Genomic DNA, 14,753 nt, shown 5'->3' with positions numbered 1-14,753 from the left:
GCGTCTGTAGACGGGAGAGTTTTTCCTTGAGCGCTTTAAGAAGCAATATTTTGTTTAGTTGAAAGCAACGTTGATCGACGGAAATAACCGTATAAGAGTCCACTACTGACGACGATGAGGCTACACATCAAAAACATGTTCGAGTAACCCACTTTCGCGGCGATGCCTGACAAAAGAAAAGCACCGATTCCGAACCCGCTATCGTAAGCGAGAAAGAATGTCGAAATCGCCTTGCCTTTTTGTGCGGGAGCCGCATAGGTCAACATGACAGTTTGTAACCCTGGGAAAATCGAAGCGGAACCAATTCCGATGATGAGGGCGGCGGACAATAATCCGGGAAGTGTCGGGAACAGTCCGAGTACTAAAAAACCGACGGCGTATAAAACATACGATGGCACCAATACAGAGGCTGGTCCGCGTCGATCAAACCGCTTACCGGCAAAAGGACGAATGGCAACCATGCCGAGTGCAGCAAGACCATAAAAGTAAGAGGCATAAGTGACATGGTCCATCGCATCTGCATACAGCGAAATGAACGCGGATGTACTTGAAATCGCAATACCAGCAAGAACAGTTGCAAGAAGCAAGACAGGACTTGATAAGAATAACGACTGCCGTAAACGAAATGGTGCGGAACTCGTAACGTGACTACTCGTTAATGGTAAACGCCAGATGAAACTAAACGAACAAATCGCAAGCAGGGCAATCGTTACGAAGTACCAGACGAGCGCATCGTGTGCAATCAACGTCAATCCGATGACCGGACCGAGAACGGAAGCAAGATTCATCGAGAGGACGAAATAGCCCATCCCTTCCCCTTGACGAGGTGTTGGAATCAGCGTGGTTACGCTTAGGCTTAGTGAAGAAGAAATCATTCCGAAACTAAACCCGTGTAAGACACGAATGATCAATAATAGGCTGAATGATTCGAGCGGTAAGACGATGAGATATAAGCAACTGACAATCATGAAAAATGTAGCGGACAACAGTAACATTCGTTTGAGCTCATAACGATCGAGCCAATGTCCGATTAAAGGACGTGAACAAACCGTTGCTAAAATGAATGCCGTTACGACCCAACCGAGCGAACTTTGAGAAACATTGAACTGTTGTGCGGCCAGTAAAGGTAAGGAAGCATTCAGTAAATAAAAGGTGATGAACAACAGTAGATTGACGACGAGTGTCGTTACATAGTGACGGTGGAATAAACGATTCAAGAAGATTCCTCCTGTTCGACAGGACGGTGGGTCGCCAGCAGGCGGGTCATCAAAATCTCTAAAGAATGTTGTTCTTCTTTTGATAGTTCACCTAGGAACAAGCGATGTGCTGCCTGGACTGCTTCATCGATAGCATCGAAAGCAGCTCTTGCCTGTGGTGTCAATTCAACAAGGCGTTGTCGTCCGACGGATTTCCGAGAGATGAAGCCTAGTTCTTCTAAGCGAACGACCGTTTTCGTGACAGCTGGTTTTTCGATGATTAAGTATTTCGAGAGGGTGATTTGCGACACCGGTTCAAGTAAGGAGACTGCTTTTAACAATGCCCATTGACCAGTGTGCAAAGAATGTTGGGCAAGGACGGCGTCGATATCTCGTTTGACGAGCCGTGCTACTTTTGAAAGTTGACCAAGAATATCTTCTTGTTGGGATGACATTAAAAAACCTCCTTTAAGTTAACTAGTTAACTTAAAGGAGTATAACGAATGAAGTTAGTGTTTGGCAAGAAGGAAATCTTAAACGATTGATTTGAACCGTGCTGCAAATTGAACCTGATTGGGACTTCCTTGAAGAGTAGCATCGATGTCTAGTCGTTCCATGATTTGATGAACGAGATAAAGTCCGAGCCCGCTGCCACCATGCATACGATTTCGGGATTGCTCAGAGCGTTCGAGAGGATTAAACCAGGCAGCGGTCTCACTCGAATCTTGGGTCGTCGGGAAATTTGTAATGCGCAACGTCAACTCGTCTCCTTGTTCGAACTCGATTTGAATCGTTCCATTTATAGCGGTATAGGAAATCGCATTCATCAAGAGATTATGGAGTGCCCGTTCAAGTAACTGGGCATCGGTTTGAACAGTCAACTCGTTTTCTATGAGGACGATGTCGAGGTTGCGATCGACAATTAACTGATCGAACTGTTGCAATTGATGCTTGATTAATGTGAGCGGGTTAATTGGTGTGAGTTGAAGATTCATTTGCTCAACACGGGCGACTTCTAACAATTCGGCAATGAGTCGCTCCATATCTTCGATGACGTGCCCCGCCCGAGCTAGATAATGATCCCGGTCACGATAGGCACCGAGGTTTAACAGCATTCCTTCAATTTGACCTTTCACAATGGTGACGGGTGTTTTGAGTTCATGTGAGATGGCTAGGAATAATTGACGACGTTCCGCATCGCGCTTACGGTCTTTTTCGGACTCGAACCGCAATTGTTCGTTGGATGTTTGAAGCGACTCCATCGTGACTTCAAGTTTAGTCGCCAATTGGTTAATGCTTCGTGACAAATCACCCAGTTCATCGGCAGAAGTATGATGGGTTCGGACGGAAAAATTCAAGTTCGCCAGTTCTTTTGTTGCTTGATTAATTGTTAAGAGTGGGCGTGAGATGATGCGCGAATACAGATAGGCGGCAAGACCTGCTAGCAGAAGCAAGGGTAAGACGATATAGGGCGCTAATTTTAAAATAACGCTTTTGACTTCATCGATTGGCTGAATCATCTGATCGACATCTAAAATGACAGTTTGGTCTACTAATTGAAGCGGAATTGAATCTTGAATTATTCCAGCAGGAGAAGTATTGGCAGTTCGTCGAACCGGTCCACGTCCAAAACCAGGTGCGTATAACAATTGATCTTCTTCCGTCCATAAGGAAAAACGAATCCCTTTTGCCGTTAACTGATCGAGCAGCGGAAGGAGATTTTCGCTCGAGAGATGCGTGCTCTCTTCTTGAAGAGAAGCCATCGTCGCGTGAAATTGCTCTTCCCGATAACTTTGATAATAAGAAGGTAATGTCGCATATAAAAAACCAATCGTCGAAAGAACTGCCACAATCAACAAACTCATCGTCAGGAAAAAAAGTTTTCCCGTGATGCGTGGACGTTTAATTAGTCGCTTCAAGTTTATAGCCGACCCCTTTCACGGTTTGAATGTAAGGTAAATCAATTTTTTTACGTAAATTTTTAATATGTGTATCTAAAAAACGTGTATCTCCTAATGCATCGAATCCCCAAAGTTGTTGAATCAACTGTTCGCGCTCTAAGACTCGTCCAGGATTTTCAAGTAATAAATGAAGGATTTGAAATTCCTTGAGGGTCAACGTCGTTTGAATTCCTGAAATTAAAACGTTATAGCTTGACGGAAATAGGGTAATCTCTCGAAAAGAGAGTTGTTCTTCAGAGTTCGTTTGGATTCGTCTGATGATCGCTTCAATTCTTCGTAGTAAAATCCGAAGTGAGAAGGGTTTGGCGATGTAATCATCGATTCCAAGGTCAAATCCCTTCACTTGATTTTCCTCATCCTGCAAGGCCGTCAAAAAAATAATTGGTGTTTGTGATTGCTTTCGAATGTTGCGTGCGACTTCAAAACCATCAAAATAGGGCATCATGATATCTAAAATGATTAAATCGAATGAATCGGACTGATATAACTTTAATGCCTCCATCCCATTTGTGGCACAGGAAACGTTATATCCACTTGATTCAAGTAATTCCGTAAGCAGTTCACGAATGTCGAATTCATCTTCTGCTATTAATATATGTGTCATAGTTTTCACCTCAACTTTAGTTGTAGCATACTTACCTGAAGTTTAACTGAAGATTACTGGAAGACTGTTTAGAAAATGCTAGAATGGATCAAAATCAAATTCGGATTTTGAACATAGAAGGGAAGCGAACACCATGAATCATCAACACAAATTACTGTCAGACTTGCTTTCGCCTTTCCAGTTAACGACTGAAGAAAACCCAGTGATTACAAGCATTGAAACGGACTCACGCAAAGTGAAGCCGGGGAGCCTGTTCATTTGCATTCGTGGTTATACGGTAGATGGGCATCAATATGTACAAGAAGCAAAAGATAACGGAGCGGTTGCGATTCTTGCTGAAAAACAAGTCGGGGTAGTAGGGATTCCAACGATTCTCTTACCGGATACGAAACAAGCAGCAGGAAAGATTGCTGATTTTTTTTATGACCATCCGAGTCAAAAGATGAGAGTCTACGGTATTACTGGAACAAATGGGAAAACGACGACGACGCAACTTTCCTACGACTTGTTTCGAGCTGCCGGAAGACGAACGGGAATGATCAGTACGGTAGGTGCTCTGATTGATGGGCAACGTTTTGAGACACCAAATACGACACCGGAAGCTGTCATCTTACATCGTTTATTACACGAAATGGTCAACAATGGCGTAACGGACTGCATGCTCGAAGTATCGTCACATGCGTTAGTTGAGGGACGTGTAGAAGGTGTATCCTTCCACGCAGCGGCGTTCACGAACCTTTCACATGACCACCTGGATTATCATCAATCGATGGAAGAGTATGCGGAAGCGAAAGGCATGTTGTTTCAACAAGTAGCGAGGAATGACGGGAAGGGACTCGTCTTAAATGAGGAAGATGCGGCGAGTCACGTCATGGAGCGGGCCGGGGCAAATGTTCCTGTCACGTGGTATTCGACAAAGATAGAATCGGAAGCATCAATTGTAGTCGAGTGGCGAGAGGAATCTGTAAATGTTCGAATTGACGGAACGACTACTGAAGTCCCAATCGCGCTACTCGGAAACTTTAATGCGGCCAATTTAGCAGCCGCGATCGGATTGATGAAAACAGGCGAGGTCAACATGTATGAATTAATTCGACATATCCCGTCGCTTCGTTTACCCAAAGGGCGACTCGAGCGGCTATCGTTTGAAGGAACGGAAATTTATATCGATTATGCGCACACTCCAGACGGGTTAAGAAAATGTTTAGAAGCGCTATCCGTTTCGAATGAGGCATTATACGTCGTATTAAGTGCAGCGGGTGAACGTGACCGGACGAAACGTCAGGAAATGGGACGAATTGCAGCACAATATTGTGCAGGAATTATCGTCACGGTTCACGATACGAGACGAGAAGATCCAAGACAAATTATTGATGAACTGAGCGTGGATATTTCGTCTGATAAAATCATTTCTTGTCACGTAGATCGAAAAAATGCCTTGCTCGCGGCAGCTGAAATTGCGCTCGAAGGAAAACGCGTTGTAATTGTCGGAAAAGGACACGAAGAAATCGAGCGAATCGGGACTGAAGGTGTCCCGTTCAATGAAACGAAAATTCTTCTCGCGGAGTTAGGGCGTTTGAAAGGAAAAGAGTCAGCCATTTAAAAACCGACCACTCCTTAGGATGATGGTCGGTTTCGTTTTTCAGCTAATTGTGTCGCTTTTTTTGTATTAGCAAAATGAAATTTTGTCCAGTTCTTTAATTGATCTGGACCGTGTTTCAATAAAAGTGATGCAGCGACTTGATCGACCTTTGCACCTGCACCTTTCGGAATTTCTGTACCCGCTTGTTGACTGAGTACATCCATCTCTTTCAAAAAGATCGCGCGGGCGAGGATGGATGCTGCTGCGACAGCGACATGAAGTCCTTCTGCTTTCGTCGAAAAATAAACGTTCTCTTTGACTTGGTTTACTTCACCAGACAAGTGTTTATAATAGGTCGCTTTTTCTGCGAACTGATCGATTAGAATCGCTTTTGGAGTGGCTTCGAGCTTTTCGAGCAGACCACCTAGCGCTGAATTGTGTAGAAGTGCCGTCATCTTTCCTTGTGTCATCGTACGCTGCATCCGATTGTAGTCTGGATTATGAAGGATTCGGAATTCGTACGGAATGACGGCATGAAGGTCGCGGGCAATCTTTCGGATTTCGATGTCCGAGACATTTTTGGAATCACGCACACCAAGTTCTTGGACGAGCTCGATTTGTTGTGCATCTACATAGGCGGCAACGACGACGAGCGGACCAAAGAAGTCTCCTTTCCCGACTTCATCACTACCGATGACTGACCAAGTCGAGAAGTCTCTCGGAAGCAGTCCACTCGCAGTAGAAGGGGCTTTCTTTAAGAGCGGGGCTCCGTAACGGGCAGAAATCGCCTCAGCTTCTGTGCCTTGGAACATTACTTTTCCTGAATTATAGATGGTGACGACACAGGTTTTCGTGCGTGCAGCAAAGCGGGCATATGGTGGCGATGTGATACGAGAAGCTTGAAAATCAGAAATAACGACTTCTTGTTTATCCTTTGGTAATTTTAAAACGACGGTTCCCATAAATAGATCATCCTTTCAGACAACAAGCATACCATCCTCTAGACCGATGGTGGACTTCTTTTCCTATTTCAAAAATGATGGTACTATATGAAAGAAGCAAAGTATGAGGAGGACAGAATAATGGCTGATTCAGAAGGGCTGAACCGGACGACGATTCATATCGCAGGTAATGATTATACGATTGTCGGGACGGAGTCGCCAGAACACGTACGTGAAGTGGGTCTCCTCGTCGATACAAAAATTCGGGAAATTCGAGACCAAGCACCACAACTCGACGTTCGTCAAATTGCCGTTTTAGCGGCTCTCAATATTGGTAGTGATTACGTAAAAATCAAAAAGAATTTGGGTGAACTTTAAACTATGATTACCTTTGTTATTTTATTATTTCTCGCATTAGGAACGATGACAGGTGTCCGTCGAGGCGTTGTCTTGCAAGCAGGACATTTACTGAGTCTGTTGATCTCGTTCATCGTGGCACTCTCGTTTTATGATGAGTTAGCTGCAAAATTTAAATTATGGGTTCCATATCCATCAACACTCGACGATGCTGGAATTGATTTAACGATGTTTTCAATTCCGAGCTCAATTGGGTTAGATGAAGTATTTTATAAAGCATTTTGGTTCATCGTTCTGTTTTTCGGGACAAAAATCATTTTATCAATGATTTTATCGATGTTTGATTCCTTGACGAACATTCCAGTGTTAAAACAAGTGAAAGGTTTACTCGGCGGTATATTTGGATTCATCGAGATGTATATTTTCGTGTTCTTGATTCTATTTTTGGCAGCTTTTGCGCCAGTCCAATCGATTCAAGATGCCATTGCGAATTCGAGCTTGGCGACATTCATGATTCAACATACACCGTTATTAGCGGAATGGCTCATGACGAAAGTCGGTTTGATAAAATAACGCGCTCCCGTTAACTGGGGGCTTTTTTTGAGGGGAGAATTGACGATGCGAACGACTCAAGATGCGATTCGACATTTAGAACGGATTTCCGTTTATCTCGAAGTAAAAGGTGAAAACCCATTTAAAATCAATGCCTTTCGTAAGGCGGCAAGTATATTAGAAGCGGCAGAACACGATTTCATGGACATTGAAGATTTCACAGCGATGAAAGGGATTGGCAAAGGAACAGCGGCGGTCCTTGAAGAATTCCGGACGACAGGCACGAGTACGGCACTCTCGGAACTGGAACAAGAAGTGCCAGAAGGTCTGATTGCGCTACTGAAGATTCCAGGTCTCGGAGGTAAGAAACTCGCAAAATTACATGATGTCGGTGTCATCGATGCAGATTCCTTTGCCGAAAAACTGGAGGATGGTACAGTCGAAGCGATGCCGGGATTCGGGAAAAAGACAGTCGAAAAATACGTGAAGGCACTCGAAACCTTTGAAACACGACCGGAACGATTACCGTACGGTGTCATGCGAAAAATCGTAAGTGAACTCGAACAGACACTAACGGCATTTGAAGGAATCATCCGATTCGCAGTTGGCGGAAGTTTCCGTCGCGCGGAAGAGACGTGCAAGGATCTTGATTTTATTTTGTCGACAGATCAAGCAGAAGTCGTCAAAGGACAATTACTCGAGCTTGAGCAAATCGATGAAATCATCGCGGCAGGTGAGACGAAAGTATCGGTCGTCTTAAAACGCGATACGAACTATATCGCAGTCGACTTCCGCTTAGTCGACGACGCAGCATTCGCCTCGACGTTACATCACTTCACAGGGTCGAAAGATCATAATGTTCGGATGCGGCAACTCGCAAAAGAACGTGGTGAGAGTATTTCGGAATACGGTGTCGAGACGAAAGACGGTTTGTTCCAACCACAAACAGAGGATGAATTATTCGCGCGGTATGACTTGCCGTTCATCCCACCAGAGTTACGTAGCGGGCGCCACGAGTTTGAACAAGATTTGACGCGACTGATTACGGAAAAAGATATCCAAGCGGATGTCCATATGCATACGACGTGGTCGGACGGAACCTTATCAGTCGAAGAACTCGTCGATGCTTGTGCTGCGCGCGGTTACTCGTGGATGGCCATCACGGATCACAGCCAATACATGAAGTTCGTCAACGGATTGACGATAGATCGCTTACGCAAACAACGTGTTGAGATTGAAGCCGCGCGTAAGAAACATCCCGACATGACAATCTTATGTGGTGTCGAGATGGATATCTTGCCGGATGGATCACTTGATTATGAGGATGAGTTCTTGCAGGAAATGGACTACGTCATCGCCTCGATTCATTCGAAGTTTGATCAGACGGAAACTGAAATCATGCAACGGTTAGAAAATGCTTGTCGTAATCCTTATGTCTCACTCATTGCCCATCCGACAGGACGAATCATCGGTCGGCGCGAAGGTTATGCCGTCAATGTTGATCGCCTGATTGAACTGGCGGCAGAGACAGGGACAGCGCTTGAACTGAATGCGAACCCGGCACGTTTTGATTTAACGGCGGCTTCGCTCGCGAAAGCAAAGGCAGCGGGTGTTAAAATCATGATTAATACGGACACACACCGTCCAGAAATGTTAGAAGACATGAAACTTGGAGTCCTCCATGCACGTAAAGCATACTTGGAACCAACAGATGTCATCAATACGTGGACGGCGCAGGAGGCGCGTGCCTTCTTTGATCGAAAACGTTTAGGAGTGGATTAAATGAATGCTAACGCATTACGCGTCTTAGAATATGATAAATTGAAAGACTTACTCATCAAACAAACGGCTAGCTCGCTCGGAGCACAGTTCGTCAAAAATATGCAACCGTCAGAAGATTATGAACAAGTCAAAGCACTCTTAGCCGTGACGACGGAAGCGACGACGGTCTATCGTCTACGCGACCGTTATCCGTTCGGCGGTTTAACGGACGTGCGTAGTGAAGTCAAACGGTCTGAAATCGGTTCAATCCTCTCGACGAGTGAATTGTTGGCTGTAGCAGACGTCGTTTACTCCGGACGCCAAGTGAAAGCTTTTCAAGAACGGCTGCACGAGGACAATCCCGACTTACGATTGCCGGCACTCGACAGCCGAATCGAGCAAATTACGAAGCTCGTTGAAATCGAACAAGGGATTCGTCATGCGATTGATGACCAAGGCGTCGTCCAAGACTCTGCGAGTGACAAACTACGGTCGTTAAGAAGTCAGCTGCGCTCACTCGAAGGACAAGTCCGTTCGAAAATCGACGGTGTCTTACGCAGTAAATCGAAGATGTTGTCGGATGCCATCGTCACGATGCGAAACGACCGTTATTGTGTCCCGGTCAAACAAGAATACCGTCAAGCATTTGGCGGGATTGTCCACGATCAATCAGCGTCTGGAGCAACACTGTTCATCGAACCACAAGCCGTCGTTGCCGCAAATAACGAAATCCAAGAAGCGCGTCTCAAAGAACGTGCCGAAATCGAACGCATTTTAGCCCAGTTATCGGCACTTGTCGGTGCAGTCGGAGATTCGTTACGGATTAATCTCGATGTGTTGGCAGAACTCGATTTCATCATGGCGAAAGCGTTGTATGGTCATCAAATCCGTGCCGTCGAGCCACGCTTGAATGAAGAGCGGCGAATCGTCTTAAAAGAAGCGCGCCATCCGTTCATCGCGGATGAAGATGTCGTCCCAATCACCGTTTCCTTAGGTGGCGAATTTACATCACTCGTCATCACTGGACCAAACACCGGTGGGAAAACCGTCACGTTGAAGACGATTGGTCTTCTGCAACTGATGGTCCAGTCCGGATTATACGTGCCGGCAGCCGACGAAACGGAACTGAGTGTCTTTGATGCGATTTATGCAGATATCGGTGACGAACAATCGATTGAACAAAATCTCTCGACGTTTAGTTCACACATGACGAACATCGTCTCGATGATGGAGAAGATTGACTTCATGAGCCTCGTCCTATTTGATGAGCTCGGAGCAGGAACTGATCCGACGGAAGGGGCGGCACTCGCGATTGCGATTCTCGATGAAGTCAAGCGTCGCGGAGCACGTGTCGCCGCGACGACTCACTATTCGGAACTGAAAGCTTATGGTTATAATCGTGAAGGTGTCGTCAATGCCTCGATGGAATTTGATGTCGAATCACTCAGCCCGACCTATCGTTTACTGATTGGTGTCCCGGGTCGCTCGAATGCCTTTGAAATTTCGAAACGACTTGGTTTATCGGACATGGTGATTGAGGCAGCACGCGGTCAAGTCGGAAGCGATGCTCAGTCTGTCGAAACGATGATTGGTCGACTCGAGGAAGCGAAACAACGTGCCGAATCGCTCGAGCAAGAACTACAACAAGAAAAAGAACGACTGACATTAGAGCGCGAACAGTTCGAACAGGAACAAGCTGAAATTTTTGAGGAGAAAAATGAAATTTTAGCGAAAGCAGAAGAAAAAGCGACACGAGCCGTCGAACGCGCTCAAAAAGAGGCGGAGGCTGTTATCAAACGCCTGAAAGAACTCCGTGATGCAGGTGCCGTCAAGGAACATGAATTGATTGAAGCCCGCAAGCAGCTCGAACAAGCAAAACCGACCTTACAAGATCAGCGGATTGCGAAAGTAAAAGCGAAACATGATAAAACGCCGACGTTTGCTAAAGGTGAAGAAGTCAAAGTGACGACCTTCAATCAAAAAGGCTACATCATCAATCAAAACTCAAACGGCGACTACACGGTTCAAGTCGGTATCATGAAAGTCAACGTCAAGCCCGGTGATCTCGCTAAAATCGGAGCAGCCAAACCAACCCAGAAGACAACGAAACGGTCAGGAAGTTCAAGTATCACAAAACAATCGTCTCCGTTAGCCGAACTCGATTTACGCGGTGTACGGGTAGAAGAAGGTCTATCGAAACTGGAACGTTTCATGGATCAGGCGTTATTGTCGAACTATGATCATATCCGTGTCATTCATGGACTCGGGACGGGTGCGATGCGTCAAGGCGTGCAGGAATACTTGCGTGGCAATCGTCACGTGAAGACGTCTCGACTCGGTGGTCAAGGTGAAGGTGGACATGGCGTGACAATCATCGAATTGAAATGAGGAAACGCGAATGAACATCTTTGAAAACGTCTACGTCTATACGACGGCGCTCTATTCAGTTGCGGGTCTCTTAATTATCATGGGTCTTGCACTGTTTGAGTTGACAACACGGTATCGGAACTGGGAACATATCAAGAGTGGAAACATCGCTGTTGCTCTAGCGACAGGCGGAAAAATCATCGGACTCGCAAACATCGTTCATTTCGCTGTCCAAAGTGAAGAACGTGTCGGGGCAATTTTTTTAGAGAGTGCCTTTGGATTTTTATTGTTAATCTCGACCTATTGGATTTTTGAGTTCTTGACACCTAATCTCCCAGTAGACCGAGAAATCGAAAAAGGAAACATCGCAGTCGGTATCATTGCGTGTGCTCTCTCGATTGGGATGTCATTCGTCATCGGTTCTGCGTTAGTGGGGTGAACTTGTGTTAGAACGGTTAGCAAAAATTATGTTTGGTGTCTCGATTGCTTTTTTAGTCGTCGGATTGTTATGGATCTTTATGAATTAAAAGAACTGGCTTTGCTAAGTGATCATTCCGTACTGAACTTCATTCAGTGCGGAATTTTTATGGAGTGAGGACTACTTTTCATATGAAGGAGGAACATTGAATGAATGTCAGAAAAACAACAACAAATGAAACGAGACGACGTGCATTCGAAGCCATGCAAGCCATCTCGTGGAAGGATATTTTTTGGATTATCGTTGGTTCCGCCATTTTATCATTTGGCGTCAATTACTTTACGATACCGAATGATTTATCTGAAGGTGGATTAATTGGGATTACGGTGATCTTCTATTACCTGTATGGCTGGGATCCGGGACTTGTTTCGCTCCTTGCGAACGCTATTCTCTTCATCATCGGCTATCGTTTCTTAAGTCGGAAAACGATGATTTACTCGGTCATCTCGGTTGCGGTGACATCCTTCGTCCTCTCGACGACGGCATCATTCACGACTTCGTCAGATAATCGTCTGATCGGGACAGTTTACGCAGGGATTTTGATCGGGGTCGGAATCGGTCTTGTTATCCGCGCAGGGGGGACGACAGGTGGTGGTGTCATCATCGCCCGTCTGATGAATAAATATTTGAACCTCGGGATTGCAGTCTCGATGTTTATCATCGATGTCATCGTTGTCGGAGCGTCCGGGTTCTTATTCGGTGAAGAAACGATGCTGTATACATTGATTGCAATCATCATCGGCTCTTATTTGATTGATCTCGTCAGCGAAGGCTTGAATGTTCGAGAAGCGGTCACAATCATTAGTCACCGTCAAGAAGAGATTGCGACTGTGCTGACGGAAACACTCGGAAGAAGTGCGACTGTCATCCATAGTCATGGTCATTTTACGAAACAAAAAAATGACATGCTCTATATGATTGTCGATAAACGCCAACTCGCGCCACTAAAACAAATCGTCGAAGCAGCAGACCCACGAGCTTTCGTCGTCATTCATAAAGTACGTGAAGTCATCGGAGAAGGATTTACGTATCCTTCACGATAAGATGAAGCGAGGTCAGGCTAAAATTAAATGTTATGTTTCAAGCCTATTGTTCATATGTTGTGAACGGTAGGCTTTTTTTGATGAAGTCCTTAATCATAAGAAAACCTGTCTTCATGAAAAGAGGAATTTTTTAACTTTTTTTAGCCAATAGTAGCCGTAAAGGGGAAATAACACGTATAATAAAAATGAATAGTAATTCAGTCACAGGGAGGGATTTGAATGGATTCAGTATGGTTAAAGGATTATCCAGAGCAAGTACCCGCATCAATCGACTATCGTGAGATTCCGTTGTACCAAGCTTTAGATGAAGCGGCAGATGATTTTCCGGAGCGACGGGCACTGAGTTTTCTTGGGAAACGAATGACTTTCAAGGAAGTACGACAAGAAGCAAGAAGTCTAGCACACGTTTTACAAGAAGCTGGGCTCGAAAAAGGGGACCGTGTCGGTTTAATGTTGCCGAACTGCCCGCAGTATATGCTGAGTTATTATGCGGTATTATACGCCGGTGGGACGGTCGTCCAAGTAAACCCGCTCTATACGGACCGTGAGCTCGAGCAAATTCTAGTCGATTCTTCTGCGAAAATGCTCATCACCCTCGATCTTCTCTACCCGAAGGCGACACGAGTCAAGTCATCGACGCCCTTGACGACGGTCGTGACGACGAGCATCGCAGACTATCTGTCATTTCCAAAAAACAAACTATATCCAATCAAATCACGCAAGGACAACAACATCATCGTCGATACGACGGGATCCATTCCTTTTTTGGCACACCGAGAGCACCCTCCGATTGAACCGGTCGAGATTGATCCAAAAGAAGATATTGCTGTTTTACAATATACCGGTGGCACGACAGGAGCACCGAAAGGCGTCATGTTGACGCATTTCAATTTAAGCGCGAACGTCGAACAAATTGGGCACTGGTTCTATAAATATTCACGCGGTGATGGGCGTAAATTATTAGCGGTCGTTCCTTATTTCCACGTGTATGGCATGACCTGCAACTTAAACTTTGGGATTTTTAATGCGTATGAGCAAATCATCTTACCAAAGTTTGATATTGAACAAGTGCTGAAAACGATTGATAAAGAAAAACCGAACTTGTTCCCGGGTGCACCGACGATGTACGTCGGTTTATTAAATCATCCGAAACTGAAAAAATATGATCTTTCGTCCATCGAGGCTTGTATTTCCGGTTCGGCACCACTTCCGGTCGAAGTCCAGGAGAAATTTGAAAGTGTGACGGGTGGACGGATCGTCGAAGGATATGGTTTGTCAGAGACGAGCCCTGTCACACATACGAACTGCATTTGGGATAAACGCGTTCCAGGATCAGTTGGCATTCCGGTTCCAGACACGATCGCAAAAATCGTTCAAGCCGATGGTGAGACGCTAGCAGCACCAGGTGAGATTGGTGAGATTCTTGTCCGAGGCCCGCAAGTCATGAAGGGATATTGGAAACGTCCGGAAGATACGCAGGCAGTCTTGCGTGATGGGTGGTTGCACACGGGGGACTTAGGATATGTGGGGGAAGACCATTATTTCCGGATTGTCGACCGGAAAAAAGATTTAATCATCGCTTCAGGATTTAATATCTATCCACGTGAAGTCGAAGAAATTTTATATGAACATCCTGCAGTCAAAGAGGCTGTCGTGATTGGTGTACCTGATGCGTATAGAGGTGAGACGGTGAAGGCCTTTATCGTCCTCAAAGATGAAATGAGCGTGACGGAGGAAGAACTTGATCAGTTCTGTCGAAAAAACTTAGCATCGTTCAAAGTACCAAAACGCTACGAATTTAGACAAGAGTTGCCGAAAACATTTGTCGGGAAGATTCTCCGCCGTGTCCTAGTCGAAGAAGAACGGGCAAAACAGCTGGAAGAAAGCAGTTGACAGTAAAGAAAGACATGG

At 45.3% G+C, this 14,753-nt stretch carries 13 protein-coding genes; 8 read left to right on the top strand and 5 right to left on the bottom strand.

Features of this window, described 5'->3' with window-relative positions; all coding sequences use genetic code 11:
- Positions 1-35: 35 nt before the first annotated feature.
- The 4 genes from A0126_RS10725 to A0126_RS10710 all read right to left on the bottom strand — a co-directional run bounded on the left by A0126_RS10725 (position 36) and on the right by A0126_RS10710 (position 3,761).
- On the bottom strand, positions 36-1,217 hold the full coding sequence (locus tag A0126_RS10725) for an MFS transporter (RefSeq protein WP_088837585.1): 1,182 nt from the start codon (positions 1,215-1,217) through the stop codon (positions 36-38).
- Entirely contained in the window at positions 1,214-1,651 is a 438-nt protein-coding gene (locus A0126_RS10720; RefSeq protein ID WP_088837584.1) for a MarR family winged helix-turn-helix transcriptional regulator, read from the bottom strand. Before A0126_RS10720 ends, A0126_RS10725 begins: the two co-directional genes overlap by 4 nt.
- A gap of 78 nt (positions 1,652-1,729) precedes the next feature.
- On the bottom strand, positions 1,730-3,115 hold the full coding sequence (locus tag A0126_RS10715; RefSeq protein WP_088837583.1) for a sensor histidine kinase: 1,386 nt from the start codon (positions 3,113-3,115) through the stop codon (positions 1,730-1,732).
- Positions 3,099-3,761: a response regulator transcription factor gene (locus A0126_RS10710; RefSeq protein ID WP_088837582.1), complete on the bottom strand. Its 663-nt coding sequence runs from the start codon at positions 3,759-3,761 to the stop codon at positions 3,099-3,101. The genes A0126_RS10715 and A0126_RS10710 overlap by 17 nt, the downstream gene beginning before the upstream one ends.
- 133 nt (positions 3,762-3,894) lie before the next feature.
- Between A0126_RS10710 and A0126_RS10705 the strand changes: the two genes are divergently transcribed.
- Positions 3,895-5,364: a UDP-N-acetylmuramoyl-L-alanyl-D-glutamate--2,6-diaminopimelate ligase gene (locus A0126_RS10705; protein ID WP_088837581.1), complete on the top strand. Its 1,470-nt coding sequence runs from the start codon at positions 3,895-3,897 to the stop codon at positions 5,362-5,364.
- A gap of 14 nt (positions 5,365-5,378) precedes the next feature.
- On the opposite strand, the gene rnhC is transcribed toward A0126_RS10705, so the two are convergent.
- Positions 5,379-6,305, bottom strand: coding sequence for a ribonuclease HIII (gene rnhC, locus A0126_RS10700; RefSeq protein ID WP_088837580.1), 927 nt, complete (start codon positions 6,303-6,305; stop codon positions 5,379-5,381).
- A 120-nt stretch (positions 6,306-6,425) separates the two neighbouring features.
- Between rnhC and zapA the strand changes: the two genes are divergently transcribed.
- The 7 genes from zapA (at position 6,426) to A0126_RS10665 (ending at position 14,735) form a co-directional block, all read left to right on the top strand.
- Positions 6,426-6,662: a cell division protein ZapA gene (gene zapA / locus A0126_RS10695; protein ID WP_012371043.1), complete on the top strand. Its 237-nt coding sequence runs from the start codon at positions 6,426-6,428 to the stop codon at positions 6,660-6,662.
- 3 nt (positions 6,663-6,665) lie between these two features.
- The gene (locus A0126_RS10690; protein ID WP_088837579.1) at positions 6,666-7,214 is read left to right on the top strand and encodes a CvpA family protein; all 549 of its coding nucleotides are present in this window, start codon (positions 6,666-6,668) and stop codon (positions 7,212-7,214) included.
- Between the two features lie 45 nt (positions 7,215-7,259).
- On the top strand, positions 7,260-8,975 hold the full coding sequence (gene polX / locus A0126_RS10685; protein ID WP_088837578.1) for a DNA polymerase/3'-5' exonuclease PolX: 1,716 nt from the start codon (positions 7,260-7,262) through the stop codon (positions 8,973-8,975).
- Positions 8,976-11,342 carry an endonuclease MutS2 gene (locus A0126_RS10680; RefSeq protein WP_088837577.1) on the top strand — a complete coding sequence of 789 codons (2,367 nt, stop codon included), beginning with the start codon at positions 8,976-8,978 and terminating at the stop codon, positions 11,340-11,342.
- Positions 11,343-11,352: 10 nt separating this feature from the next.
- Positions 11,353-11,760, top strand: coding sequence for a DUF350 domain-containing protein (locus tag A0126_RS10675; RefSeq protein WP_029331108.1), 408 nt, complete (start codon positions 11,353-11,355; stop codon positions 11,758-11,760).
- 188 nt (positions 11,761-11,948) lie between these two features.
- Positions 11,949-12,842 carry a YitT family protein gene (locus A0126_RS10670; protein ID WP_034800851.1) on the top strand — a complete coding sequence of 298 codons (894 nt, stop codon included), beginning with the start codon at positions 11,949-11,951 and terminating at the stop codon, positions 12,840-12,842.
- A gap of 219 nt (positions 12,843-13,061) precedes the next feature.
- Positions 13,062-14,735: an AMP-binding protein gene (locus A0126_RS10665; RefSeq protein ID WP_088837576.1), complete on the top strand. Its 1,674-nt coding sequence runs from the start codon at positions 13,062-13,064 to the stop codon at positions 14,733-14,735.
- The last annotated feature ends 18 nt before the right edge of the window (positions 14,736-14,753 follow it).

The sequence above is a fragment of the Exiguobacterium sp. N4-1P genome (assembly GCF_002214325.1).
The sequence above is the reverse complement of the archived record's forward strand: the minus strand, read 5'-3'. Positions and strand labels throughout refer to the sequence as shown.

What these genes read in the sequence shown, in the direction of transcription:
- A0126_RS10690 (WP_088837579.1), top strand. Translation starts at nt 6,666, where the DNA reads ATGATTACCTTTGTTATTTTATTATTTCTCGCATTAGGAACGATGACA.
- A0126_RS10705 (WP_088837581.1), top strand. Translation starts at nt 3,895, where the DNA reads ATGAATCATCAACACAAATTACTGTCAGACTTGCTTTCGCCTTTCCAG.
- A0126_RS10710 (WP_088837582.1), bottom strand. Translation starts at nt 3,761, where the DNA reads ATGACACATATATTAATAGCAGAAGATGAATTCGACATTCGTGAACTG.
- A0126_RS10680 (WP_088837577.1), top strand. Translation starts at nt 8,976, where the DNA reads ATGAATGCTAACGCATTACGCGTCTTAGAATATGATAAATTGAAAGAC.
- A0126_RS10675 (WP_029331108.1), top strand. Translation starts at nt 11,353, where the DNA reads ATGAACATCTTTGAAAACGTCTACGTCTATACGACGGCGCTCTATTCA.
- polX (WP_088837578.1), top strand. Translation starts at nt 7,260, where the DNA reads ATGCGAACGACTCAAGATGCGATTCGACATTTAGAACGGATTTCCGTT.
- A0126_RS10720 (WP_088837584.1), bottom strand. Translation starts at nt 1,651, where the DNA reads ATGTCATCCCAACAAGAAGATATTCTTGGTCAACTTTCAAAAGTAGCA.
- A0126_RS10670 (WP_034800851.1), top strand. Translation starts at nt 11,949, where the DNA reads ATGAATGTCAGAAAAACAACAACAAATGAAACGAGACGACGTGCATTC.
- zapA (WP_012371043.1), top strand. Translation starts at nt 6,426, where the DNA reads ATGGCTGATTCAGAAGGGCTGAACCGGACGACGATTCATATCGCAGGT.
- A0126_RS10665 (WP_088837576.1), top strand. Translation starts at nt 13,062, where the DNA reads ATGGATTCAGTATGGTTAAAGGATTATCCAGAGCAAGTACCCGCATCA.
- rnhC (WP_088837580.1), bottom strand. Translation starts at nt 6,305, where the DNA reads ATGGGAACCGTCGTTTTAAAATTACCAAAGGATAAACAAGAAGTCGTT.